Here is a 25,087-nt window from a genome sequence, read left to right as displayed (position 1 = left end):
TTTACCCCAAGAGAGGATCGGGTGCGCAACGGGTGGCGTTGGTCGTGGCTGGCCTGGCTCGCGGCTTTGGTCTGGTGGGCGGCGGCGCTGCCGACGCTGGCGCGCGGCGACGTCGAGCCGACACCGGCGGCGGCCGAGATGCCCGTGGTCGCACTGGCCGAGCTGCCGCGCGAGGCACAGGTGGTCATGCGCCTGATCCGACAAGGGGGGCCCTTTCCGTACGAGAAGGACGGCACGGTGTTTTTCAACCGCGAGCGATTGCTGCCCGCCCAAAAACGGGGCTACTACCGCGAGTACACGGTACCCACGCCTGGTTTGACGCACCGGGGTGCGCGCCGCATCGTCTGCGGCGGCTGGACGCCCACCGTGCCCGACGCCTGCTACTACACGGCCGATCACTACGCGAGCTTTCGCCGCATTGTGCCGTGACGCGCAGGAATCCGTTTTTCCATCGATCTCTCGCTTGGACCCAATGACCATGGAACAGCCGCTGCGCAACGTTCGACCCAACATCGTCCAGTCGATTCGCGCCTTCACGGTCAAAGACCTGCAGGCCGCCGCCGAGGCGCTGGGCCACCACTTCCTGTACGCCAACCTGGCCACGGCCCAGAACAAGCAGGACATCCTGGAGCTGATCTCGAATCAGTATCAGCTGCCGCCGCACAACGGCAAAAACCTGGATGCCTTGTACGACTGCCTGACCGATACGGTCTACAAGTCGGGGCCGCAGACCGGCTTCATAGTGGTGCTGGAGCACATCCCCACGAGCCCCAAGTTCGACAAGGAAGCGCGCGAGCAGCTGCTCGACGTCTTCCGTGATGTGGCCGACTTTTGGGCTGAGCGCAAGGTGCCGTTCCGCTGTTTTTATTCGTTCTCGGTGGCGCGGGCGCCCAAGCCGGCCGATCTGGCCGCCACCGACGAGCCGTTGTTGACCGACAAGCTGGTCGACGTCAGCCCGCAGGCGTTGCGCATGAGCAGCCCGTTCAACGCGGGCTACTGGCTCAGCGCGGCCTGACCGCCTGGCCCCGGGGCGGCGGTCCCGTCCTGCTCGGGAGTCCTGCCTCGGGGTTCAGGGGTGCGCGGGGCCGCCCAACGCTTGCGCCAGCGCCACGTATTCGGCCACGGGCACCTCCTCGGCGCGGCGCTGCGTGTCGAAAGCCCCGCCGTAGCCCCGCGCCTCGAGCCAAGGGCCCAGGGTGTGGCGCAGCAGCTTGCGCCGCTGCGAAAACGCCACTTGCACCAGCGCTTCCAGCAGCGCCACGTCCAGCGCCGCGGGCGTGGGCCAGGGCACCATGCGTACGACGGCGCTGTCCACGCGCGGGGGCGGCTCGAACGCCTGCGGCGGCACGAGCAGCACCGTCTCCATGGCATAGCGCCATTGCAGCATGACGCTCAGCCGCCCATAGGCCGCGGTGGCGGGCGTGGCCACCATGCGGTCGACCACTTCCTTTTGCAGCATGAAGTGTTGGTCCAGCACGCGGTCGGCCCAGGCCAGCACGTGAAACAGGATGGGGGTGGAGATGTTGTACGGCAAGTTGCCGACCACGCGCAGGCGCCGTGGGACGGCCGCTCCCGGTGTGTTGCCGCAGTGCGCGGCGAGGGCTCCGAAGTCCACCTGTAGCACGTCGGCTTCGACCACCTCCAGCTGCGGGTGACGGCGCAGGCGCGCAGCGAGGTCGCGGTCGAGCTCGATCACCGTTAGCCGCCCCAGCCGCTCGACCAAGGGCTGCGTGAGCGCCCCCAGGCCGGGGCCGATTTCCACCATGCAGTCACCCGGCTCGGGGTCGATCGCGCGCACGATGGCGTCGATGACCGCGGGGTCGCTTAGAAAATGTTGTCCGAAGCGTTTGCGGGCCCGGTGACCGTGGGTGTTGCCAGTGACGCGGCGGGACGGCTTCACTGCGGTGCCTCGCGGATTTCGATATAGGCACGGCTGCGTTGCTCGCGCAACCGCTCGGCCAGGGTTTCATCGGCCTTGCGCTCCCGCAACAGGGAACGTACGGCGTCGCGCAGCTCGCGCGGGCTGCGCTCGACCGTGCGGCGCTCCTGCACCTCGATCAGGTGCACGCCAAAGCGCGACACCACCGGGGCCGACACCTGCCCAGGGGCGAGCGCGTCCATCGCCTCCTCGAACTCGGGCACGAACATCCCCGGCGTGGCCCAGCCAAGCGCGCCGCCGTCACGGGCCGAGGCGTCCTCGCTGATCTCGCGCGCCGCGGCGTCGAAGCTCGTTTGTCCCGACACGATGCGTTCGCGCACCGCCTGCAGGCGTGCGATGGCGGCGCGCTGGCTGGCCTCGTCGTTGGCGCGCAGCAGAATGTGGCGCACGCGGGTTTGCGTGACCGTGGGCTCGGGCAGATCGACGTGCCGCTTGGTCAAGACCTTGAGCACGTGAAAGCCCGCGCCGCTGCGCAGCGGACCCGCGACGTCGCCCGGGCGCAGGTCGCGTACCGCTTCCCAGAACAGGGTGGGATAGCGGTCGGCGCTGCGCAGGCCCAGGCGTCCGCCGTTGGCGGCTTCGGGCGCCTGCGTGTGGCGCCGTGCCAGGGCGGCAAAGTCCTCACCGGCCCGGGCGCGCTGCGCGATCTCTTCGGCTTGCTGGCGCGCGCGCGCCAGCGCCTCGCCACTGGCGTTGTCGGGCACCGCGATCAACACTTGCGCCAGCTCCAGCGCGGTGCGCGTTGGGTCGGCGCCCGCCTGGTGTTGGCGCAGGTAGGCGTCGATCTCGCTTTCGCTGACGCGGGCCTGCGACGCCTCGCGCTCGCGCAGGCGCTGCAGCAGCAGCTCGTTGCGCAGGTTGGCACGCAGCGTGGCCGGTGTCAGCCCGGCTTGCGGCAGGCGCGCACGCAGCTCGGCGACGCTGAGCCCATTGCGGCGTGCCACCTCGGCCTCGGCAGCGTCGATGGCCGCCTCGTCCACGCGGATACCACTGTCGGCAGCCCATTGCAGCAGCACCTTTTCGTCGATGAGCTGATCGAGCACCTGGCGTGCCAGGGCGGTACGTTCGGCAGGCGACGCGTTGGCGGGGACTTCGATGCGCGCCAGCCGCGCACGCAGCTCCGAGGCGGCGATCGGCTCCCCGTTGACCAGGGCCACGACGTAGTCGGCCGTCGCCGCCGCGCCGGCCGGCATCTGGGCCGGGGCGGTCAAAGGGGCCGCGAGCGCCAGGGCACACAGCAGGCTCGCGGCAGCACGGCGGATCGGGAGGGACTCATTCATAGCGTTCGAAGCGGCTGGGCGGGTTGACGTCCTCGCGCAGGTAGCGGTAGCGCGGAATCTGCGTGCGCAAGGTCTGCAACGGGTTGCTGCCCAAGCGGGAGAAACCCGAGAATTCGAGCTGGAACAGGATGCGCTGGTTGGCGCTGGTGCGGCTTTGCTGCAGGCGCTCGAGCACCACGCGCCCGATCCAGCAACCAGCATCGTATTCGAAGCCCGCGACCAGATCGACGATGCGCCGGTCGGTGAAGCTGTAGTTGATCCGGCCCACACCGTACCACTGGCCGGGGCCCAGCGCGCGGCCCGGCACGGCGGCGGGCGCTCGCTCGCCCAGCAGGGCCGCCAGCGGCCACTGCCAGCCGAGGTCGAGCTGGCGGCTGCGGGCGGTGGTGGTTTCATTGTTGCGGTACGCCACGCTCAGCACCCGGTACGGGCCCGGCATGTAGCGCGCCGACAGCAGCGTGCGCACCGACGTGCGGCGCGCCGTGTTGTACTGCCACGTGCCCCCCAGGGCCCACGCGGGCGTCCAGTTGACGGTGGCGCCGATCAGGATGTCGCTGCGGCCTTCGGCGGCCACGCCTTCGTTGGGCAGCGTCACGCGCTGGTCTTGCAAGCGCAGCCGCTGTGCCAGGCCGATGGAAGCGAGCTCGCGCCCGTCGTCCAGCGCGTACAGGCGCGTGCTCAACCCGTAGGTCAGCGCGCGCAGGTCGGCGATGCGGTCGTGCCCGCCATAGGGGTTGGGCGCAAAAATCGTCGCCGGGTTGAAGTCGAACACCGCGCTGTCGTACACCGGCAGCAAGCGCTGGTCGCGGTACGGGGTGGCCGACAGCAGCACGCGCGGTTCCAGCGTTTGTGCCACGGCACGGTCGAACAGCACGGTCTCGCGCTCGAAGAACAAGCCCGCATCCAGTGCCGCCGTGGGCAGTGCCACGCTGGTGCTGCGTCGCCCGTCGCCGATGGGCTGATCGAACCGGTAGTGCCGAACGTGCGCTTGCAGGCTGGGCTCGACGTACCAACCCGGGGCCTCCCAGCGGCGGCTCAGCCGCACCACCCCCAATGCGCGCGTGCCATCGACGTCGGTGCGCTGGTCGCCCGCCGACACGCCGTCCCACACGGTGGGCAGCCGGTCGGTGGCGAAATGCGTGAGCTCCGCGTCGGCCGTCAGGCGCCAGCCGTCCAAGCCGGCCAGCGCTAACCGGCCCGGGCGGTAGCGCAGCGCTACGCTGGGTAGCCGGTCGTAGGGTGCCACGATTTGATCCGAGCCGATCGGCACCAGCGTGCGCGACGCGCCCAGCGTTTGCCAGCGCTGTGCGGCCAGGCTGTACGACCACGGCCCCGCCCCGCCACTGAGCACGGCCTCGTTGAGCAACAGCCGCGCCGCCAGGTTGGTGATGACCGCGGTGCGCGGGAAGTCGCGCCAGTAGTCGTCGTCGCTGACGCGGTTGAGGTTGAGCCGCACGCCCGCACCCGGCAGCCATTCGATGGGCGGCAGCGCGTGCTGGTGCTGGATGGCGTAGGCCCAGCGGTCGCGGTCGCGCAGGCGGTCGTTGCCCATCCACGCCGCGCGCACCTGTCCGCCGTACGTGCGCTCCAGGTAGCGGTATTCGCCGCCAAGGTCCACGCCGCGCTTGGTCATCAGCGTCGGGTACAGCGTGGCGTCGCGGTTGGGGGCCAGGTTCAGGTAGTACGGGACCGTGGTCTCGAAGCCGCTGCGGTTGTCCAGGTTGAAGGTCGGCGGCAGCAGTCCCGTCTTGCGCGCATCCGACAGCGGGAAGCTGATCCACGGCGCGGCCAACAGCGGCACACCTTGAAACTCCAACCGCCCGCCGACGGCCTCGCCGGTGTCGGTGGACAGATCGAAGCGCACCTCGTCCGCCGTTACCGCCCACGCCGGTGTCCAGCGCGATCCGGGCGGGCGCTCGCAGGTGCTGTAGCGCACATCGTGCGCCACGGCGCGGTTCTCGTCCAGAAAGTCGACGCGGCTGGCTTCGCCCTGCCCGCCCGTGCGCAGGAATTGGAAGCGCACGTCGTCGAAGCGCCCCTCGAAGGTGTCGAGCTTGAGTTGCAGCCGCGCGCCTTCGTAGACGTCGCCCTGGCGGTGGATGCGCACGCCCCCGCTGGCCAGTGCCGTGTCGTCCGTGGCGCGGTGCTCGAGTCGCTCGGCGCGCACGGTGACGTCGTGCCGGCGCAACACGGCGGCGCCTTCCACGACCGTGACCTCATCGACCTTACCCTCGATACGCTGCCCTTCGACGGTCGTCGGCGTTTTGCCGCGCAGCGCGGGGGGTAGCTGCTCCAGCAGCGTCAGCGACGGTTGCAGCAGCAGGGGCTCGGCGGCGGCCGAGCCCGCCAGACCCAGCAGCCCCAGCCACCAGCCGACACGCAACCGACCACGCCCGGCGGTCGAGCGCCGGGCGGGCGGGGGCGAGGTGGCGAGGCGGATCGGCACGGTCGGAAAGCGAAGCTCGAAGCCTTCGTAGAATGCCGTCGATTATCCATGAGCACCACCCACCTCCCCTCCCCCATCGATTGGCCCGATGCGGCGCGCGCCCGCGCGTTCGACCAATGGTTGCAGGGCCTCGCGGCCGAGCATGGCGTGCAGCCCGACACGCTGCGGCTGGCCAGCGCGGACGCGAGTTTCCGGCGTTACTTTCGCGTCGACAGCGCGCAAACACCCGACGGCACCCTCATCGTGATGGACGCGCCGCCCGCCCACGAGGACTGTCGCCCCTTCGTGCGCGTGGCCGCGCTCATGCACGCTGCGGGCGTGCGCGCGCCGCGGGTGTTGGCGTGGGACGAGGCGCAGGGGTTTCTGTTGCTGACCGACCTGGGCGAGCAGACCCTGTTGGACGCGCTCGATCCGGCGCGGCCGGAGGCGGCGCTGCCCTACTTCAAGGACGCGATCGCCGCCCTGGTGGCGTGGCAGCAAGCCTCGCGCCCGGGCGAGTTGCCGCCGTACGACGAGGCGCTGCTGCGGCGCGAACTCGCGCTCTTTTCCGACTGGTACGTGGCGCGTCACCGGGGCTTGACGCTGACGGACGCCCAACGCCAGACGCTGGCCGCGACGTTCGACCTCATCGTGCAGCGCGTGCTGGCGCAGCCCACGGTATGGGTGCACCGCGACTTCATGCCGCGCAACCTCATGCTGCCCCACGGCGACTTCGACCCCACGCGGCCCGACGGGCGGTTGGGCGTGCTGGATTTTCAGGACGCGGTGCACGGGCCACTGACCTACGACATCGCCAGCCTGATGCGCGACGCCTTCCTGAGCTGGGACGAGGAGGTGGTGCTCGACGTCACCATCCGCTACTGGGAAGCAGCGCGCCGCGCCGGCTTGCTCGACGCCGAGGGTTGGGCGCAGGACTTCGGCGCCTTTTACCGCGCGGTGGAGTGGATGGGGTTGCAACGGCACCTGAAAGTCGCTGGCATCTTTGCCCGCTTGACGCTGCGCGACGGCAAGCCGCGCTACCTGGCCGATGCGCCGCGTTTTATCGGCTATATCCGCCACACCGCTGCCCGCTACCGCGAGCTGGCCCCGCTGCTGCGCCTGCTCGACGCCATCGAAGGGCAGGACTCCCCGACGGCGTACTCCTTTGGCCGCCTGGGCTGACACGGCGCCACCGGAGCCGAGCGCATGCCCGTGCCGCGCATCCACCACCCCGAGCCGCTGCAGCCCGGCGTGCTGCTGACCTTGCCGTCAGCGGCCAGCCGCCACGTGCAGGTGCTGCGCTTGCAGCCCGGCGACGCGCTCACCCTGTTTGGCGACCCCGTGCGCGGTGGGGAGTGGCACGCGCGCGTGACCACCATGGGGCGCCAGCAGGTGCAAGTGCAGGTGCTGGCGCACCACGCCGTCGAACGCGAGCCCGCGCGGGCGGTGCACCTGGCCGTGGGCATGCCCGCCAACGAACGCATGGACTGGTTGATCGAAAAGGCCACCGAGCTGGGCGTCGCCAGCGTGCAGCCCCTGGTGAGCGCACGCACCGTACTGCGCCTGACCGGCGAGCGTGCCGCCAAAAAAGTGGCCCACTGGCAGGCGGTGGCGGTGGCGGCGTGCGAACAGTGCGGCGGCAACCGGGTGCCGCTCCTGCACCCGGTGCGCGAGTGGCGCGATTGGCTGGCGCACGCCGGGGCGCTGGCCGACGGCGTGCCGGGCGCCTACCTGTCGCTGAGCAACGGGGCGCTGCCTTGTGCGGCGTGGGCGCAGGCCATCGGCCCGGCCTGCCGCGTGGTGCTGGGGCCCGAGGGCGGCCTCACCGCCGCCGAGGAGGCCGCGTTGCAGGCCGCGGGCTGGCAGCCCCTCTCGCTGGGCGCGCGCGTGCTGCGCAGTGAAACCGCGGCCGTCGCCGCGCTGGCCGTGCTGACCCTGACCTGAGCGGGGGTGCCGTCAGCCGTGCAACAGCGGGCCGAGTGCCGTGATCGAGGGATCGGTGTCAATCACCTCTAGCGGCCAGCGGCGGCCGGCCGCGTGGTCCTCGATGCAGCGCCACACCAGCGGACTGCGGTGGCGCTCGCAACTGGCGCGCACCTCGTCGCGCGTCAGCCACACGGTGCGCACGATGCCCGCGTCCAACGCGCGCCCCGCCACCACCTCGCCCAGCTCACCCGTGAACGCCAAGCGCAGGTAGGTCACGTCCTCTCCCCGCTCGGGGCGCTGGAAGCGCGACAGGTAGATCCCGAGCAGCGCCGTGGGCGTGAAACGGTGGGCCGTTTCTTCCAACACCTCGCGCGCGCAGGCCTGCACGGGGCCCTCGCCCGGGTCCAGGTGACCCGCAGGGTTGTTGAGCCGCAGGCCATCGGGGGTGTGTTCTTCCACCAATAGATATCGCCCCGCGCGCTCGATGATCGCTGCCACGGTGACACTGGGTTTCCAACGTTCGGTCATGTCCGGATTATGCGTGACCAGACACGGCAGCGGCGCGCATGATCATGGAAAGCTCCGGTGAGATCGAAGGCGGGTCGGCGATGATATATTGGCCGACAACGCCACCGCTCGCACGATGCGATCGGCGATCGACCCAACAGAGGAGAACCCACCATGCGCATAGGCGTGCCCGCCGAAACGGCGGCACTCGAGACCCGGGTGGCCGCCACCCCGGAGACAGTCAAAAAACTCGTGGCGCAAGGCCACACCGTGCTGGTCCAAAGCGGCGCCGGTGTGGCGGCCAGCGCACCGGATGAGGCCTACCGCGCGGCAGGCGCCGAGATCGTCGATGCCGACGCCGCCCTGGGTGCCGAGCTGGTGCTCAAGGTGCGTGCGCCGTCGGCGAACGAGCTCGCGCGCATGAAGCCGGGCGCCACCCTCGTGGGCATGCTCAACCCCTTCGATGCCGAGGGGCTGCAGCGACTGGCGGCCGCAGGGCTGACCGCGTTTGCACTCGAGGCCATGCCGCGCACCACGCGCGCGCAGAGCATGGACGTGCTGTCCAGCCAGGCCAACATCGCCGGCTACAAAGCCGTGATGCTGGCGGCCAACCACTACCAGCGCCTGTTTCCGATGCTCATGACCGCAGCGGGCACCATCAAGGCCGCGCGGGTCGTGGTGCTGGGCGTGGGGGTGGCGGGCCTGCAAGCCATCGCCACCGCCAAGCGACTGGGCGCGGTGATCGAGGCGTCCGACGTGCGGCCAGCGGTCAAAGAGCAGGTCGAGTCGCTGGGGGCCAAATTTATCGATGTGCCCTACGAGACCGACGAGGAGCGCGAATGCGCACAAGGCGTCGGCGGCTATGCGCGCCCCATGCCGCAGAGCTGGCTCGAGCGCCAAAAGGTCGAAGTCGCCAAGCGCGTGGCGCAGGCCGACGTGGTCATCTCTACCGCGCTCATCCCTGGCCGCCCTGCCCCAACGCTGGTCACCGAAGACATGGTACGCAGCATGAAGCCGGGCTCGGTCATCGTGGATATCGCCGCGGGTCGCGGTCCGGTCGGTCCGCACGGGCAACCCGGGGGCAACTGCCCGTTGACCGTGCCCGACCAAGTGGTCACCGTGCATGGCGTGACCATCATCGGACACACCAACCTGCCCGCGCTGGTGGCCGCCGACAGCTCGGCGCTGTACGCGCGCAACGTGCTGGATTTCCTCAAGCTCATCTGTCCCAAGGACGCCACGGCCGTGCAGGTGCCGCTGGAGGACGACATCGTCAGCGCCTGCCTCGTCACGCAAGGCGGCGAGGTCAAGCGTCGCGCTTGAATGCGGCGTCGTGCCCGATCACTCCACCGTTCGAGGTTTGCCATGGAAGCCATCTCCCCCGTCGTCTTCAACCTCATCATCTTCGTGCTGGCCATCTACGTGGGCTACCACGTGGTGTGGAACGTCACCCCTGCGCTGCACACCCCGCTCATGGCGGTGACCAACGCCATCTCGGCCATCGTGATCGTGGGTGCCATGCTGGCCGCGGCGCTCACCGAAAGCCCGCTGGCCAAGACCATGGGCGTGCTGGCCGTGGCCCTGGCCGCGGTCAATGTCTTCGGCGGCTTCCTGGTCACGCGCCGCATGCTGGAGATGTTCAAGAAGAAGGAACGCAAGGCCCCCGCCGCGGGTGAAGGAGCCGCCCAATGAGCATGAACGTCGTCGTCCTGCTGTACCTGGTCGCCAGCGTCTGTTTCATCCAGGCGCTCAAGGGCCTGAGCCACCCCACCACCTCCATCCGTGGCAACGTCTTCGGCATGGTCGGCATGGCCATTGCCATCGTGACCACCATGGGCCTGATCACCACCCTGGCCGAGCGCATGGCGCTGGACGAAGCCATGGGGCTGGCCTGGGTGGCGCTGGGACTGGTCGCGGGTGGCACGGCGGGCGCCATCATGGCCCGCCGGGTCGAGATGACCAAAATGCCGGAGCTGGTGGCCTTCATGCACAGCATGGTCGGCCTGGCCGCGGTGTGCATCGCCATCGCGGTGGTGGTCGAGCCGTGGGCGTTCGACCTCGCGGCCAAGGGCGGCGACATCCCCGTCGGCAACAAGGTCGAGCTGTTCCTGGGCTCGGCCATTGGCGCCATCACCTTCAGCGGCTCGGTCATCGCGTTTGGCAAGCTGTCGGGCAAGGTCAAATTCCGGCTCTTTCGCGGCGCGCCGGTGGTGTTTCCCGGCCAGCATCTGCTCAACCTGGTGCTGGGGCTGGTCATCATCGCGCTGGGCGTGGTGTTTGCGCTCACCGGCAATTGGACCGCGTTCGCGGTGCTGACGGCGCTGAGTTTCGTGTTGGGCGTGCTCATCATCATCCCCATCGGCGGGGCGGACATGCCGGTGGTGGTGTCCATGCTCAACAGCTACTCCGGCTGGGCGGCGGCGGGTATTGGCTTTTCGCTCAACAACCCCATGCTCATCATCGCGGGCTCGCTGGTGGGCAGCTCGGGCGCGATCCTGAGCTACATCATGTGCAAGGCGATGAACCGCTCGTTCATCAACGTCATCCTGGGTGGCTTTGGCGGGGATGCCGCGAGTGGCGCACAGGCCGACCAGCCCCAGCGTACCGTGCGCAGCGGCAGTGCCGACGATGCGGCGTTCATCCTGTCCAACGCCGAGAGCGTCATCATCGTGCCCGGCTACGGCCTGGCGGTGGCGCGCGCGCAGCACGCGGTCAAGGAGCTGGCGCAAAAGCTCACCGAAAAAGGCATCAGCGTCAAGTTCGCCATCCACCCCGTGGCCGGGCGCATGCCGGGCCACATGAACGTGCTGCTGGCCGAGGCCGAGATCCCGTACGACCAGGTGTTCGAGATGGAGGACATCAACGCCGAATTCGGCCAGACCGATGTCGCGGTCATCCTGGGCGCCAACGACGTGGTCAACCCGGCCGCGCTGCAAAAAGGCAGCCCCATCTACGGCATGCCCATCCTGGAGGCGTACAAAGCACGCACCGTCATCGTCAACAAGCGCTCCATGGCCGCGGGCTACGCCGGCCTGGACAACGAGCTGTTCTACATGGACAAGACGATGATGGTGTTCGGCGACGCCAAGAAGGTGGTGGAGGACATCGTCAAGGCGATCGAGTGAGGGGGCGGTGGGCGAGGCGACTCAATACCCGGCTTCTTTTTGATGCCGGACCGCGAGAATGGCAATGTACTGCGCGTCGAAGTGATAAAGAGCGACGTAGCCACTGCTGCCGAAGTCGATCAGCCATTCCCGAAACGCCGGGTGCATGTCCTCCACCGGGCGGCCGAGGTGCGGCTGCTGGGCCAAAACCTCGACCCCCGCTCGTATCGCCGCTACCGCGCGTTGCGTGGCACGCGTGTCTTTGGATGCGAGGAAGCGAAAGAGTCGTTGCACATCTGCCAGCGCCGGCGGGGTCCAGATCAGCCGTGGCATTTGGGGGGCTCCGCATCGTCGCCCGCTTCCAACTTCGCCAGCCAGGCATCGGCCTCTTCTGCCGTCAGGTGCAGGCCGGTGTGCTGATAGTCGTCCCAGGCACGTAGGGCATCCTGCTTGAATGTCTCCCGTCTTTCTTCACGCGGGCAGCATCTCTCCCCCTCCAACCAGCGAACGATCGTTCGGAAAAACCCCAATATAGCGTTCTCGTCGGGGCTTTTTGGGGAATAATGCCCGTAGCCGTCAGCCTGGCGTCAGGCCGCAGAGCCGCGGCTGACTCTGTTCATCGACTGGAGACACCCCCATGACCACCGTGACCGCTGCCGACAAACCTTGGCTCCAACAGTACCCCGAGGGCGTGCCCGCGACCATCGACCCCGGCCAGTACCGGTCGCTGGTGGCGTTGATGGAAGAGAGCTTTGCCAAGTACGCCGACCGGCCCGCGTACAGTTTTCTGGGCAAGGAGTGGACGTACCGCGAGATCGACGAGGCCTCGCGCGCGTTTGCCGGGTATTTGCAGAGCCTGGGCCTGCAGCGCGGTGATCGCGTGGCGGTGATGATGCCCAACGTGCCGCAATACCCCATTGCGGTGGCCGCCATCCTGCGCGCGGGCTACATCCTGGTCAACGTCAACCCGCTCTATACCGCGCGTGAGCTGGAGCACCAGCTCAAGGACAGCGGTGCCAAGGCCATCGTCATCATCGAAAACTTCGCCCACACGCTGCAGCAGTGCATCGCCAACACGCCAGTGCAGCACGTGGTGCTGGCCGCGATGGGCGATCTGTTGGGCATCAAGGGCGTGATCGTCAACCTGGTGGTGCGGCACGTCAAAAAGCTGGTGCCGCCGTTCGAGCTGCCGCAGGCGGTGCGATTCAACGACGCGCTGGCGCGCGGGCGGCGCGCCGGCTTCAAGCCCGTAGAGGTCGGGCCCGACGACGTGGCAGTGCTGCAGTACACGGGCGGCACGACCGGGGTGAGCAAGGGCGCCGTGCTGCTGCACCGCAACCTGATCGCCAACGTGCTGCAGTCCGAGGCGTGGGAGGCGCCGGCGCGCAAGACCATTCCTCCCCACGAACAGCCCACCGCTGTCTGCGCACTGCCGCTCTATCACATCTTCGCCTTCACGGTCAACATGATGTTGGGCATGCGCACCGGCGGCAAGACCATTCTCATCCCCAACCCGCGCGACATCCCGGCGGTGCTCAAGGAGCTGCGCAACCACACGTTTCACAGCTTTCCGGCGGTCAACACCCTGTTCAACGCGCTGCTCAACCATCCGGACTTTGACACCGTCAACTGGCGCAACCTGCGCGTCTCGCTGGGTGGGGGCATGGCGGTGCAAGCGGCGGTGGCCAAGCGTTGGCTGGAGCGCACCGGCTGCCCAATCTGCGAAGGCTACGGCTTGAGTGAAACCAGCCCGTCGGCCTGTTGTAACCCGGTCACGGTCAAAGAGTTTTCGGGCACGATCGGGGTGCCCATCCCCAGCACCGAGCTCAAGTGCGTGGACGACAACGGCAACGAGGTGCCGATGGGCACCCCGGGCGAAATCGCCATCCGTGGCCCGCAGGTGATGGCGGGTTACTGGCAGCGCCCGGATGAAACGGCCAAGGTCATGACGGCGGACGGGTGGTTCCGCACCGGTGACATCGGCGTCATGGACGAGCGCGGCTACTTCAGAATTGTCGACCGCAAGAAGGACATGATCCTGGTGTCGGGCTTCAACGTCTACCCCAACGAGATCGAGGACGTGGTGGCGCAGTGCGACGGCGTGCTGGAGTGCGCGGTGGTGGGCATCCCCGATGAGCACTCGGGCGAGGCAGTCAAGCTGGTCGTGGTCAAGAAAGACCCGGCGCTGACCGAGGCGCACATCCGCGAGTTCTGTGAAGCGCGCCTGACGGGCTACAAGCGCCCTAAGGTGATCGAGTTCCGCACCGAGTTGCCCAAGACGCCCGTGGGCAAGATTTTGCGGCGAGAATTGCGGGACAAAAAGTAACGTTGTCCCGGAGGTGGTCGCATGGCCCGTGTCGCCGTCATCAGTGCCGTTCACGAAGAGTTGGCCGAAATCCTGCAGCTCATGCCCGACGAGCGCAAGGTGACGGTGGCGGGGCGCGAGTTCTGGCAAGGCCATCTGCAGGGCCACGAAGTGGTGGCCGTGCTCAGCGGTATCGGCAAGGTGGCGGCGGCGACGACGGCTACGGTGTTGCACGAGCGCTTCGCGCCGCAATACATCTTGTTCACTGGCGTGGCCGGCGGCTTGGCGCTGGGGGCCGAGGTGGGCGACGTCGTGGTGGGCACGCGCTACCTGCAGCACGACTTGAGTGCGGCGCCGCTGTTTCCGCGCTGGGAGGTGCCGGGCACCGGCAAGATGCACTTCGACGCCGATTTGGTGCTGGCGCAGGTGCTGGAAGAAGCCGCGCGCGACGCGGTGACGTGGCTGCCCAAGCTGGTCAGTGAGGAGACGCTGCGCGCACTGGGGCTGCACCGGCCCACGGTACACCGCGGTTTGATCATCAGTGGCGACCGCTTCATCACCAGCGCGGCCGAGTCGCAGGCGTTGCGCGAGGCGCTGCCCGAGGCGCTGGCAGTGGACATGGAAAGCGCTGCCGTGGCCCAGGTGTGCTGGGACTATGGCACACCGTTTGGCGCCGTGCGCACGCTGTCGGATCGTGCCGACGACGAGGCGCACGTGGACTTCCAGGCCTTCATGCGCGACGTGGCCCGCCACTACAGCGCGCGCATCGTGCGCAAGGCGCTCAATCTGTTGTAAGGCAGTTGGGGCGCATGGCACGAGCCTTCGATACAGACCGTGCGTACCACTTCAACCATCGCCACCAAGCTCGTCTACGCCGGTTTGTGGTTACTGCTGGCCGTGACGGCCTCCATTGGCGTAACGCTGTGGGTTACGTGGCAACTCGAAGGCGGGGCGGCTGCTGTCAATGAGGCTGGTCGCTTGCGGATGCAAGTCTGGCGGCTCGACGCGGCACGTGGCGCGTCCTTGCCAGCGGCACAGCGTGCCGATCTGGTGGCGGAATTCGAGGCGAGCTTGCGGCGGCTGCGCCTGGGGGATCCGCAGCGGCCGCTTGCGGTGCCGTGGACCCCGAGTATTCGGGAGCGATTCTCTGCCGTTGAGACCACCTGGAACCGGCAACGCCACCTCTGGTATCCCGAAGGGGGTCTCGATCCCTCCGGTGCCGCGAATGCGTTTGGCGCGGCGGCATCCTTGGTGGCGGAAATCGACGCCTGGGTGCTTGACATCGAAGCCGAGCTGGCGCGCTTGACACGCATTCTGAACCTCCTGCAGTTCGTGATGATCGGTCTGGCCGTGACCGGTGCCGTCTTCATGCTCTACACCGGCCAGCGCTATGTGATGCAGCCTTTGACGCGGCTGGCAAGGGCGATGACCGATCTACAAAAGGGCGCCTTCGGCACACGTGTGGTGGCCACCAGCAATGACGAGTTTGGGCAACTGGCCGTGGGTTTCAACCAGATGGCAGCCACCTTGCAAGCACTGTACGGTCAGCTGGAGGCGCGCGTGGCTGAGAAGACGCGCGAGCTGGAGAGCAAGCGCGCCAACCTACAGGCGCTCTACGAAATGAGCGAATTCTTGAGCGACGCCGAATCGCTGCAGGAGCTCTCCCAAGGTTTCGTGCAGCGTTTGCGTGAACGGATGGGGGCTGATTCGGTCGTTCTACGCTGGGCCGATGAGACCCTACATGGGTATCTGTTGTTGGCCGAAGATCAGGCGCCGCGCGAAATCGTGGCCAGCGAACAGGTATTGCCCTGTGGTTTGTGCGAATGTGGTCGCGCGCACATCGATCAGCGCACGCGCGTAATTCCACTGCAGCGTGCCGAGACCGCCATGGCCGTCAACTGCGCCAACCTGGGTTTGCGTACCTTGGTGAGCGTTCCCGTGCGGCTACAGCATCGGGTCATGGGTGAGATCAACCTTTTTTACCGCCAGACGGTGGCATTGCACGACGGTGAGCGTGAGCTGCTCGATGCGCTGGCGGGGCAGCTGGCCAATGCGGTCCAGCGTCTGCGCGCACAAGCATTGGAGCGCGAAGCCGCCGTTGCTCAGGAGCGGACGTTTCTGGCGCGCGAACTACACGATTCGATTGCCCAATCGCTGGCGTTTTTGAAGATACAGGTGCAGCTGCTGCAAAGTGCATTGCGCCGGGGGGATATCGGTGGCGCCCAGGCGAATGTGGCCGAACTGGAGACCGGGCTGCAGGAGAGCTTGGCCGACGTACGCGAACTGCTGCTGCACTTTCGCACCCGTGCCCACGGCGGCGATATCGTCACCGCGCTTCAGGAGACGGCGACGAAATTTCAGCATCAAACCGGGTTGCCAGCACAGGTCGAAACACATGGCAACGCGGTGGATTTGCCTCCCGACGTACAAATTCAAGTGTTGCATGTGGTTCAAGAAGCCTTGTCCAACGTGCGCAAGCATGCCCAGGCGCGGCAGGTGGTGGTCCAGGTGTACAAGGGAGCACCATGGCGCTTCGTCGTGCGCGATGACGGCCAGGGGTTCAGCGCCCAGGCCCCAGTCGGTGCAACGCACGTCGGGTTGCGCATCATGCATGAGCGTGCCGCAACGATCGGTGGACGGCTGCACGTGTGGTCGACGCCGGGGCAAGGCACCGTGGTGGAGCTTACCGTGCCCGCCGATGCGGCGGTGCGTGACGAACGCGCGCCCCCATCGACACGGATGGCAGAGACCGTAGCCGATCCAAAAGTTCAAAACGATGAGACCGATTCGCCTACTGTTGGTGGATGACCACCCCTTGTTTCGACGCGGGTTGGTCGCGTTGCTGGGCCAGTCGCCGCGGTTGCACGTGTGTGGCGAGGCTGGTTCGGTGGGAGAAGCGCTGCGCTGGCTGCGAGACGGGGATGCGGACGTCATTTTGCTCGACAACCATTTGCCGGGTGTGCGTGGCGTCGATGCCGTCGCTGCCCTGCGCGAAGCTGCTCCCCACACCAGTATCCTGATGCTCACGGTTAGTGAAGACGCAGCCGATCTGGCCACGGCGTTGCGTGCCGGTGCGGCGGGATACTTACTGAAAACGACGGAACTCGACCAGCTGTGTGAGGCCGTCGAGCGGGTGGTGGCGGGGGACTCCGTCATCAGCCCGCCGATGCTGAACAAACTCGTCACCTTGATGCGTCAGGGTGAAAACGCGGACACCTCTGCGACTGCAGTGGACCGCCCGCACACGCGCGAAGCGTCAAACACACAGCCAGCGGCAACACCGCAAGTGCAAACGCTGGCTCTAGCACCCACCCCTGTGCCGGCATCGTCGTCGCCAGTGGAGGGGCTGTCCGAACGCGAGCGTGAAATCTTGGTACTCATCGCCCGTGGACAAAGCAATAAAATGATTGCGCGCTCACTCGACATTGCCGAGACCACCGTCAAGATCCACGTGCAGCACATCCTGCGCAAGTTGGGCGTGAGCACGCGTGTCCAGGCTGCGGTGGTAGCAGTCAACTCGGGTTTGGGGTAAGCCCGAATTCCCTACGCGCTGACCCCATCCCAAGTAGGTACGGCATAGGCGACGATGCCGTAGTGGCGACCGTAGCGTTGACGCACCGTCTCCAGCAGCGTTTGTGCGGTAGACGCGTCGCACAACACCTCGAACCGTACGTTGTTCGACAACAGCAGCCGATCGTCGCGCAGGCCGCGGTTGCCGCGCCCCCTGACTTCGGCCACGGTGTAGCCCGATGCCCCGGCCTGCATGATCGTGTCGCGCAGCAAGGGCTCCAGTTCCGCCTCGGCAATGATGACGACCACCACGCCATGGTGCGGCCAGGGATGTGCGGTGGGGGTACTCATGCCATCATCCGATAAAAGGCCTGCGTCATGGCCAGGTACAGCGGAACTCCCGCGACCACATTGAACGGAAACGTCACGCCCAGTGACGCGCCCATCGACAGCGCGGGATTGGCCTCTGGAATGGCGATACGCATGGCCGCCGGTGCCGCGATATACGAGGCACTCGCGTACAGTACCGCCAACAAAAAGGTATTACCCACGGGTAGCGCCAGCAGCCAACCCACCAGTACGCCCCCGGCAGCGGAGACCACCGGCATCAGGATACCAAAGCCGACCAAAAATGGCCCGACCCGGCGCAGGTCACCGAGGCGGGCAGCCGTGGTGACGCCCATGCCCAGCAGAAACAGTGCCAGAAATCCTTTGAACAGATCCTCGAAAAACGGCACCAGCGCAGCTCCGCCTTGGCGCCCCCAAATCCAGCCGATCGCCAATGCACCCAGCAGCAGCACGATCGCCTTGCCCGTGAGCACTTCGTGAGCCAAGCGACGCCAGTCGGCGTCGGCCCTGAGACCCTTGGCCAGCAGCACGCCCACGATCAACGCCGGAAATTCCAGAAAAACCAGGAAGACCGACATATAACCATCGTAGTCCAGCCCTTGGCGGCCCAGGTACGATGCGCCCACGGCAAACGTCACCACCGACACCGAGCCATAGTGTGCCGAGATCGACGCCGCATCGGGGTGGGGCAGCCGCCCCAGACGCAACAGCACCTGGTAGGCCAGCAATGGCGTGGCGGCGCTGGCCACGACAATGACCAGCGTGGGCACGATGAGATCGATGACCTCGCGGCTGGCCAGCTCGAAGCCGCCCTTGAGTCCGATGGCAATCAGCAAATAGATCGTCAGCGTGTCGTACAGCCCGCTGGAGAGTTTCAGGTCCGAACGCAGCATCCCCGCCAGCAGGCCCAATACGAAGAAACCCACCACCGGATCGACGGCCGCCATGACTCAAGTCCCCTGCTGTGCCGGCTGCACTTTTTTCAAAACGTCGAAACGGCGCACCTCGGTCAGGTACATCCAGATCAACGACACCCAAACCACCCCGTACAGCAGCATGAAGGCGCTGGAGCGAATGCCGGTCAAATCGAGCAAAGCGCCGAACATGATCGGCAAGACAAACCCGCCCAGGCCACCGGCCAAGCCGACGATGCCCGAGATGGTGCCGATATTCTGGGGGTACTCATCGGAGATGTACTTGAACACGCTGGCCTTACCGATGGCCCAGGCGATGCCAAGGGCGAACATCAGCACCGTGAATACATAGACGTTCAAACCGATATGAAACGTCGCTGGGCCATTGACGGTCAGGATCGTGAACTCGGTTTGCGGGTAGCTCAGCAAGAACAGACAGATCCAGCTCACCCACAGTACCCACCAAGTGACGGCATGTGCACCGAACTTGTCCGACAACCAACCGCCAATGGCCCGCAATACACCGCCGGGCAACGAAAAGGCGGCCGCCAGCAGCGCAGCGATGCGAATGTCCAGCCCATATTCGCCCACGTAGTACTGCACCATCCACAGTGAGAGCGCCACATAGCCGCCGAAGACAATGCTGTAGTACTGGCAGTACTTGAGGACCGTGGGGTCCTTCAGGGCCTTGAGCTGATCGACGAAACGCGTGTTGGCCGGCACCAGGTGAGCCGGATCGTGGTAGCTGAACAGCCAAAACAAAATGACCGTGCCCAGCATGACAGCGGCATATACCTGCGGCACCATGGTCCAACCGAATGCCACCAACAGGGCCGGGGCGACGAATTTGTTGACGGCTGCTCCGGCATTGCCGGCTCCGAAGATGCCCATGGCCAACCCTTGCCGGTGCTTGGGAAACCAACGTGCCACATAGGGGGTTCCCACCGAGAACGAGCCCCCGGCGAGCCCGACGAATAGGCCGATCACGAGGAAGTGCCAAAACTCCGTCGCATAGGCCATGAGCCAGATCGCTGGCACGGTCAAGGCCATCAACAGCGCGAATACGATGCGGCCGCCGTACTTATCGGTCCAGATGCCCAGCGGTACGCGCACCAGTGAGCCGGTCAGCACTGGAGTGGCCGTCAACAGCCCGAACTGTGTGGCGTTCAGCCCCAGCTCTTTTTTGAGCGGGATGCCGATGACGCCAAACATCATCCAGACCATGAAACAAACGGTGAAGGCCAGGGTGCTGACGATCAGCACCGACCAGGCCTTGCGGTTCGTTGATGCCGAGGGGGAATTCATGGTGCGCAACCTCCTGTGCTTCGTGAATGGGTTGCGTGTCACTGTAGAGATGCCCGTCGCCCAGCGCCATCCGCCAGACGGTGGAGCCGGGCACGCCATTCGGACGATGTCCGGCGTCTGCGGCGTGTGCGGCGAACGTGACGCGAGGGCGGAGCATCGTTCTTTTGGCGCGCCGCACCCCTCCCATTGGTGGATGGTCGTCCCACCCCGTGCGCGGCACAGTGCAGGGCATACCGATGCACAACACCACGAGGAGTGAACGATGAGCGTCTCCAAGACCGGTGCGCCCCCGCACGCGGTGGCCACCCGAGACGGCACCTGGTTACAGCGCTGGGAGCCGGAAAACGAAACCTTTTGGCGTAACGGGGGGGCCGCCCTGGCTTGGCGTACCCTGGCCATCACAACCGCCTGCCTGACCATGGCGTTCATGGCCTGGTTCCTGGTGTCGGCCTTGGTGGTGCGGCTGCCTCAAATCGGCTTCAAGTTCACCGCCACCCAGCTCTTCTGGCTGGCCGCCATGCCAGGACTGGCGGGCGGCACCCTGCGCCTGGTGCACATGTTTCTGACCCCGATGTACGGCACGCGTCATGTGGTGAGCTTGTCCACACTGTCGCTGCTCATCCCCCTGGTGGGGTGGTTTTTCGCGGTGCAGGACACCTCCACCCCCTATTGGGTGCTGATGACTCTGGCATTTCTCGCCGGACTCGGCGGGGGCAACTTCTCCAGCTTCATGCCCTCCACCAGCCTGTTTTTTCCGAAGCGGCTGCAAGGCACGGCGTTGGCGATTCAGGCCGGCATCGGCAACTTTGGTGTGTCCATCGTGCAGTTCGTCACACCGTGGGTGATCAGTTTTCCCTTGTTGGCGGGTGCCACCTGGATGGGGTCGAGCCAGACGATGGTCAAGGCGGGCGTAACCAGTCAAGTGTGGCTGCAGAACGCCCCCGCAGTGATGATTCCCTTGGTGGCGGTCTTTGGTTTGACGGCGTGGTTGTTCCTGAAATCGGTGCCGGTCAAAGCCAATTTCGCCGAGCAATTCGACATCTTTCGTTCGCGCCACACGTGGTCGATGACGTCGCTCTACATCATGACGTTCGGCGCCTTTTCGGGGCTGTCGGCGACGTTTCCTCTCCTCATCAAGCAAATCTACGGCCAGTTTCCAGGCGCTCCCGACCCCTTGGCATGGGCGTTTTGGGGGCCGTTGGTCGGTTCGGCCTCGCGCGTCTTGGCGGGACCGCTGTCGGACAAGCTCGGCGGCGCTCGCGTGACGCACTGGGCGGGCTTGGGCATGCTCGGTGCCGCCCTTTGGGTGACGACCCTGACACAGCCGACCGGCTTGGATAGTTTTCCGCTGTTCGTGGCCGGCATGTTGACGCTGTTCTTCTTCGCCGGTGTCGGCAACGCCTCGACCTTCAAGCAAATGCCCATGCTGTTTCCGCCGCGTCAAGCGGGTGGGGTGATCGGCTTTACCGCGGCGGTGGCCGCCTATGGCCCGTTCCTGTTCGGGATGCTGTTCGCCTGGGCATTTGCCACCTTCCAGACGGCCACCCCCGTGTTCTGGGGGCTGGCTGGTTTCTTTGCCTTCAACGTCGCGCTCAATTGGTGGATGTATGCCCGCCGTGGCGCCGCCAATCCTTGCTGACTCACGCACAACCTGGAGCACACCGATGAGCCACTTTCTCGATCGTCTGACATATTTCACACTGCCGCGGCAAAGCTTCGCCGACGGACACGGCGTGACTACGGCCGAAGACCGCAGCTGGGAGGCGGCTTACCGAGACCGCTGGGCGCACGACAAGATCGTACGCAGCACCCACGGCGTGAACTGCACCGGGTCGTGTTCATGGAAGATCTACGTCAAGGGCGGCATCGTGACGTGGGAGACGCAGCAGACCGACTACCCCCGAACCCGGCCAGATCTGCCCAACCACGAGCCGCGCGGCTGTGCGCGTGGGGCCAGCTACAGCTGGTACCTGTACAGCGCCAACCGCATCAAATACCCCATGGTGCGCGGTGCGCTGCTCAAGCACTGGCGCGCCGCGCTCGCGGTGGCCAAGAGCCCGGTCGATGCCTGGGCCAGTCTGGTCGAAGACGCCGACAAGCGACGCGAGTGGCAAACCCAGCGCGGCTTGGGCGGTTTCGTGCGCAGCACGTGGGATGAGGTCAACCAGCTCATCGCGGCCGCCAACGTCTACACCATCAAGCGCTATGGACCCGACCGTGTGGTGGGCTTCTCACCCATTCCGGCGATGTCGATGATCAGCTACGCGGCCGGGACACGCTACCTGTCGCTCATCGGCGGCGTGTGCATGAGTTTTTACGACTGGTACTGCGATCTGCCCCCGGCCAGCCCGATGATCTGGGGCGAGCAGACCGATGTGCCCGAAAGTGCCGACTGGTACAACTCCACCTTCCTGATCGCCTGGGGCTCCAATGTGCCGCAAACGCGCACTCCCGATGCGCACTTCTTCACCGAGGTGCGCTACAAGGGCGCCAAGACGGTGGCGATCACCCCCGACTACGCCGAAATCTCCAAGCTGTGCGATCTGTGGCTGCACCCCAAACAGGGCACCGACGCGGCCCTGGCCATGGCAATGGGGCACGTCGTCCTGCGCGAATTCCACGTCGAGCGGCGCAGCGCCTACTTCGATGACTACGTGCGCCGCTACACCGACTTGCCCCTGCTGGTATTGCTGCAGGAGCAAACCCTGCCCGACGGTCGCCGGGCCTTGGTGCCGGCGCGCTACCTGCGGGCCAGTGACTTCAACGGCAAGCTCGGTCAGGACAACAACCCCGAATGGAAGACGGTGGCGCTGGACGAGACGGACAAAATCGTTCTGCCCCATGGATCGATCGGCTTTCGCTGGGGGCCGGAGGGACGCAGCGATTTGGGCAAGTGGAACCTGGAAAGCAAGGAAGCCCTGCACGGCCGCGAGGTCCGCCTCAAGCTCAGTGTCATGGAGGGTGACGGTGCCGAATACGACGTCGGTCAAGTGGCCTTCCCGTATTTTGGCGGGGTACACAACCCGCACTTCACGGCCAACCCGCAGGGCAGCGATGTGCTGCTGCGCACCGTGCCCATGCGCCGCATCACGCTGGGCAAAGCGGGCGAGCAACGCCACGCGCTCGTGGCCACGGTGTTCGATCTGACGCTGGCGCACTACGGCGTGCCACGCGGGTTGCCCGGCGATACCGGTGCCGCTTCGTACGACGACGACCTGCCCTACACGCCCGCTTGGCAAGAGCGCATCACCGGTGTGCCGCGTGAGCAGGCCATTGCCGTGGCGCGCCAGTTCGCCGACAACGCCGACAAGACCCACGGCAAGTCCATGGTGATCATCGGCGCGGCGATGAATCACTGGTACCACAGCGACATGAACTACCGCGGCATCATCAACCTATTGATGATGTGCGGCTGCATCGGTCAAAGTGGCGGAGGCTGGGCGCACTATGTGGGGCAAGAGAAGCTGCGTCCACAATCGGGTTGGACGCCGCTGGCCTTCGCGCTGGACTGGGTGCGGCCACCGCGCCACCAGAACAGCACCAGCTTCTTTTATGTGCACACCGATCAGTGGCGCTACGAGCGCCTGGGGGTGGACGAGATTCTGTCGCCGCTGGCGGATCGCGAGCAGTGGAAGGGTTCGTTCATCGACTACAACGTGCGCTCGGCCCGCATGGGCTGGCTGCCTGCCAATCCGCAGCTGCAGACCAATCCGCTGCAGGTGGCCCGCGATGCGGCCGCGCAGGGAATGGATCCCAAGGACTACGTGGCGCAGGGGCTGCGCACCGGCAAGCTGCGCATGGCCTGGGAGGACCCGGATCACCCGGACAACTGGCCGCGCAACCTGTTCGTCTGGCGCTCCAACCTACTCGGCTCCAGTGGAAAGGGGCACGAGTACTTCTTGAAGCATCTGCTGGGCACCACGCATGGTGTGCAAGGGGGCGAGCTGTCGGATCCCGCTGCACGCCCGCGGGAGGTCGTCTGGCGTGACCAGGCCCCGGAGGGCAAGCTGGATCTGTTGGTGACGCTGGACTTTCGCATGAGTACGACTTGTCTGTACTCGGACATCGTGCTGCCGACGGCGAGCTGGTACGAGAAGAACGACCTCAACACCAGCGATATGCACCCCTTCATCCATCCGTTGTCGGCGGCGGTCGATCCCGTTTGGGAGAGCCGCAGCGACTGGGAGATCTTCAAGGGATTTGCCAAGGCATTCAGCGAGGCTTCCCAGGGACACCTGGGGGTGGAGAAGGAGGTCGTTTTGCTGCCCCTGCTGCACGACACACCGGCGGAGCTGGCGCAGCCTTTCGATGTGCGCGACTGGAAGCGTGGCGAATGCGAGCTGGTGCCGGGCAAGACGGCCCCCCAGATCCAAGTCGTCGAGCGCGATTACCCCAACACCTACGCGCGCTTCACGGCCTTGGGCCCGCTGATGGACAAACTGGGCAACGGCGGCAAAGGCATGGCGTGGCCGACGCAGGAGGAGGTGCGCCAGCTTGCCGAACTCAACGGTGCCGTACAGGCCGACGGCCCGACCCAGGGCCGCCCCCGCATCGACACCGATATCGACGCTTGCGAGGTGGTGCTGCAACTGGCGCCCGAAACCAACGGCCATGTGGCGGTGAAGGCGTGGGAGGCGCTGTCCAGGGTGACCGGGCGCGACCACACCCACCTGGCGCTGCATCGGGAGGACGAGAAGATTCGGTTCCGCGACATCCAGGCACAGCCGCGCAAGATCATCAGCTCGCCGATCTGGTCGGGTCTGGAGAGCGAAAAGGTCTCCTACAACGCCGGCTATACCAATGTACACGAGCTCATCCCATGGCGCACCCTCACCGGTCGGCAGCAGTTCTATCTGGATCATCCGTGGATGACGGCCTTTGGTGAAAACTTCAGCAGCTATCGCCCGCCGGTGGATATGAAGGCGGTGGATGAGCTGATCGCTCGTAAGCCCAACGGCCATCCAGAGATCTTGCTCAATTTCATCACCCCACACCAAAAGTGGGGCATCCACAGCACCTACAGCGACAACCTGCTGATGCTGACGCTCAACCGTGGCGGGCCGGTCATCTGGTTGTCGGAGGAGGATGCGCGCCGCGCCGGCATCGAAGACAACGATTGGGTAGAACTGTTCAATGTCAACGGCGCCATCGCTGCGCGCGCGGTCGTCAGCCAGCGCGTCATGCCCGGCATGACCCTGATGTACCACGCGCAGGAGAAGATCATCAACACACCGGGCGCGGAGATCACCGGCACGCGCGGCGGCATCCATAACTCGGTCACACGCGTGGTCGTCAAACCGACGCACATGATCGGCGGCTACGCGCAATTCAGCTACGGCTTCAACTACTACGGAACGATTGGCACCAACCGCGACGAATTCGTGATCGTGCGCAAGATGCGCCGCATCGACTGGCTCGATGGCGAGCGGCGCGACAGCGTGCAGGCTTGAAGCGCCGCTTCCGTGCAACGTATCCAGGAGAGACCCGCCATGAAAGTACGCGCCCAAATCGCGATGGTGCTCAA

20 protein-coding genes and 1 pseudogene are annotated in these 25,087 nt (G+C 66.2%); 13 read left to right on the top strand and 8 right to left on the bottom strand.

The genetic code is table 11. From position 1 onward, the window contains the following. Positions 1-138 precede the first annotated feature (138 nt). Together Q0716_RS08505 and Q0716_RS08500 are read left to right on the top strand one after the other, a co-directional pair. Positions 139-429 (top strand): ribonuclease, encoded by a 291-nt coding sequence (locus tag Q0716_RS08505; protein WP_299022047.1) that lies wholly within the window; start codon positions 139-141, stop codon positions 427-429. A gap of 43 nt (positions 430-472) precedes the next feature. Beyond that, positions 473-874, top strand: a pseudogene (locus tag Q0716_RS08500) (barstar family protein); the annotation flags it as partial. A gap of 195 nt (positions 875-1,069) precedes the next feature. Here Q0716_RS08500 and rsmA read toward each other — a convergent pair. From rsmA to lptD, 3 genes are read right to left on the bottom strand one after another with little or no spacing between them, the layout of a single operon-like run. Then, positions 1,070-1,900, bottom strand: a complete 831-nt coding sequence (gene rsmA / locus Q0716_RS08495; protein WP_299022009.1) for a 16S rRNA (adenine(1518)-N(6)/adenine(1519)-N(6))-dimethyltransferase RsmA — start codon at positions 1,898-1,900, stop codon at positions 1,070-1,072. Continuing rightward, complete coding sequence (locus tag Q0716_RS08490) at positions 1,897-3,219, bottom strand: peptidylprolyl isomerase (RefSeq protein WP_299022007.1); 1,323 nt, start codon at positions 3,217-3,219, stop codon at positions 1,897-1,899. Before Q0716_RS08490 ends, rsmA begins: the two co-directional genes overlap by 4 nt. After that, entirely contained in the window at positions 3,212-5,665 is a 2,454-nt protein-coding gene (lptD, locus tag Q0716_RS08485; protein WP_299022004.1) for an LPS assembly protein LptD, read from the bottom strand. Before lptD ends, Q0716_RS08490 begins: the two co-directional genes overlap by 8 nt. Before the next feature lie 48 nt (positions 5,666-5,713). On the opposite strand from lptD, the gene Q0716_RS08480 reads away from it, so the two are divergent. After that, entirely contained in the window at positions 5,714-6,826 is a 1,113-nt protein-coding gene (locus Q0716_RS08480) for a phosphotransferase (RefSeq protein WP_299022001.1), read from the top strand. A 24-nt stretch (positions 6,827-6,850) separates the two neighbouring features. Further along, positions 6,851-7,588: a 16S rRNA (uracil(1498)-N(3))-methyltransferase gene (locus Q0716_RS08475; RefSeq protein ID WP_299021998.1), complete on the top strand. Its 738-nt coding sequence runs from the start codon at positions 6,851-6,853 to the stop codon at positions 7,586-7,588. A 12-nt stretch (positions 7,589-7,600) separates the two neighbouring features. Here Q0716_RS08475 and Q0716_RS08470 read toward each other — a convergent pair whose 3' ends face one another. Continuing rightward, positions 7,601-8,098 carry an NUDIX hydrolase gene (locus Q0716_RS08470; protein WP_299021995.1) on the bottom strand — a complete coding sequence of 166 codons (498 nt, stop codon included), beginning with the start codon at positions 8,096-8,098 and terminating at the stop codon, positions 7,601-7,603. A gap of 153 nt (positions 8,099-8,251) precedes the next feature. Between Q0716_RS08470 and Q0716_RS08465 the strand changes: the two genes are divergently transcribed. From Q0716_RS08465 to Q0716_RS08455, 3 genes are read left to right on the top strand one after another with little or no spacing between them, the layout of a single operon-like run. Further along, positions 8,252-9,400 (top strand): Re/Si-specific NAD(P)(+) transhydrogenase subunit alpha, encoded by a 1,149-nt coding sequence (locus Q0716_RS08465; RefSeq protein ID WP_299021992.1) that lies wholly within the window; start codon positions 8,252-8,254, stop codon positions 9,398-9,400. A 42-nt stretch (positions 9,401-9,442) separates the two neighbouring features. Further along, complete coding sequence (locus Q0716_RS08460; RefSeq protein WP_299021989.1) at positions 9,443-9,769, top strand: NAD(P) transhydrogenase subunit alpha; 327 nt, start codon at positions 9,443-9,445, stop codon at positions 9,767-9,769. After that, on the top strand, positions 9,766-11,202 hold the full coding sequence (locus tag Q0716_RS08455) for an NAD(P)(+) transhydrogenase (Re/Si-specific) subunit beta (RefSeq protein ID WP_299021987.1): 1,437 nt from the start codon (positions 9,766-9,768) through the stop codon (positions 11,200-11,202). Before Q0716_RS08460 ends, Q0716_RS08455 begins: the two co-directional genes overlap by 4 nt. Positions 11,203-11,223: 21 nt before the next feature. Here the strand turns inward: Q0716_RS08455 and Q0716_RS08450 are convergent, their stop codons facing one another. Beyond that, positions 11,224-11,514, bottom strand: a complete 291-nt coding sequence (locus Q0716_RS08450; protein ID WP_299021985.1) for a type II toxin-antitoxin system RelE/ParE family toxin — start codon at positions 11,512-11,514, stop codon at positions 11,224-11,226. A 304-nt stretch (positions 11,515-11,818) separates the two neighbouring features. On the opposite strand from Q0716_RS08450, the gene Q0716_RS08445 reads away from it, so the two are divergent. From Q0716_RS08445 to Q0716_RS08430, 4 genes are read left to right on the top strand one after another with little or no spacing between them, the layout of a single operon-like run. After that, positions 11,819-13,507 (top strand): long-chain-fatty-acid--CoA ligase, encoded by a 1,689-nt coding sequence (locus tag Q0716_RS08445; protein ID WP_299021982.1) that lies wholly within the window; start codon positions 11,819-11,821, stop codon positions 13,505-13,507. 21 nt (positions 13,508-13,528) lie between these two features. Beyond that, positions 13,529-14,281 (top strand): 5'-methylthioadenosine/adenosylhomocysteine nucleosidase, encoded by a 753-nt coding sequence (locus Q0716_RS08440; protein WP_299021980.1) that lies wholly within the window; start codon positions 13,529-13,531, stop codon positions 14,279-14,281. A gap of 39 nt (positions 14,282-14,320) precedes the next feature. Beyond that, positions 14,321-16,294, top strand: a complete 1,974-nt coding sequence (locus tag Q0716_RS08435) for a type IV pili methyl-accepting chemotaxis transducer N-terminal domain-containing protein (protein WP_299021979.1) — start codon at positions 14,321-14,323, stop codon at positions 16,292-16,294. Beyond that, positions 16,263-17,018, top strand: a complete 756-nt coding sequence (locus Q0716_RS08430; RefSeq protein WP_299021977.1) for a response regulator — start codon at positions 16,263-16,265, stop codon at positions 17,016-17,018. Before Q0716_RS08435 ends, Q0716_RS08430 begins: the two co-directional genes overlap by 32 nt. A gap of 11 nt (positions 17,019-17,029) precedes the next feature. Here Q0716_RS08430 and Q0716_RS08425 read toward each other — a convergent pair whose 3' ends face one another. From Q0716_RS08425 to Q0716_RS08415, 3 genes are read right to left on the bottom strand one after another with little or no spacing between them, the layout of a single operon-like run. Beyond that, complete coding sequence (locus tag Q0716_RS08425) at positions 17,030-17,347, bottom strand: hypothetical protein (RefSeq protein WP_299021976.1); 318 nt, start codon at positions 17,345-17,347, stop codon at positions 17,030-17,032. Then, positions 17,344-18,291: a sodium-dependent bicarbonate transport family permease gene (locus Q0716_RS08420; protein ID WP_299021973.1), complete on the bottom strand. Its 948-nt coding sequence runs from the start codon at positions 18,289-18,291 to the stop codon at positions 17,344-17,346. The genes Q0716_RS08425 and Q0716_RS08420 overlap by 4 nt, the downstream gene beginning before the upstream one ends. A gap of 3 nt (positions 18,292-18,294) precedes the next feature. Then, on the bottom strand, positions 18,295-19,563 hold the full coding sequence (locus Q0716_RS08415) for a nitrate/nitrite transporter (RefSeq protein ID WP_299021969.1): 1,269 nt from the start codon (positions 19,561-19,563) through the stop codon (positions 18,295-18,297). A gap of 262 nt (positions 19,564-19,825) precedes the next feature. On the opposite strand from Q0716_RS08415, the gene Q0716_RS08410 reads away from it, so the two are divergent. Both Q0716_RS08410 and Q0716_RS08405 read left to right on the top strand, forming a co-directional pair. Continuing rightward, positions 19,826-21,202, top strand: a complete 1,377-nt coding sequence (locus Q0716_RS08410) for a nitrate/nitrite transporter (RefSeq protein ID WP_299021966.1) — start codon at positions 19,826-19,828, stop codon at positions 21,200-21,202. Between the two features lie 25 nt (positions 21,203-21,227). Then, on the top strand, positions 21,228-25,013 hold the full coding sequence (locus Q0716_RS08405) for a nitrate reductase subunit alpha (protein WP_299021963.1): 3,786 nt from the start codon (positions 21,228-21,230) through the stop codon (positions 25,011-25,013). Positions 25,014-25,087: the final 74 nt, after the last annotated feature.

The sequence above is a fragment of the uncultured Tepidimonas sp. genome (genome assembly GCF_938045175.1).
In the GTDB taxonomy this organism is placed as follows: domain Bacteria; phylum Pseudomonadota; class Gammaproteobacteria; order Burkholderiales; family Burkholderiaceae_C; genus Tepidimonas.
This window is presented reverse-complemented; position numbering and strand designations above follow the sequence as displayed.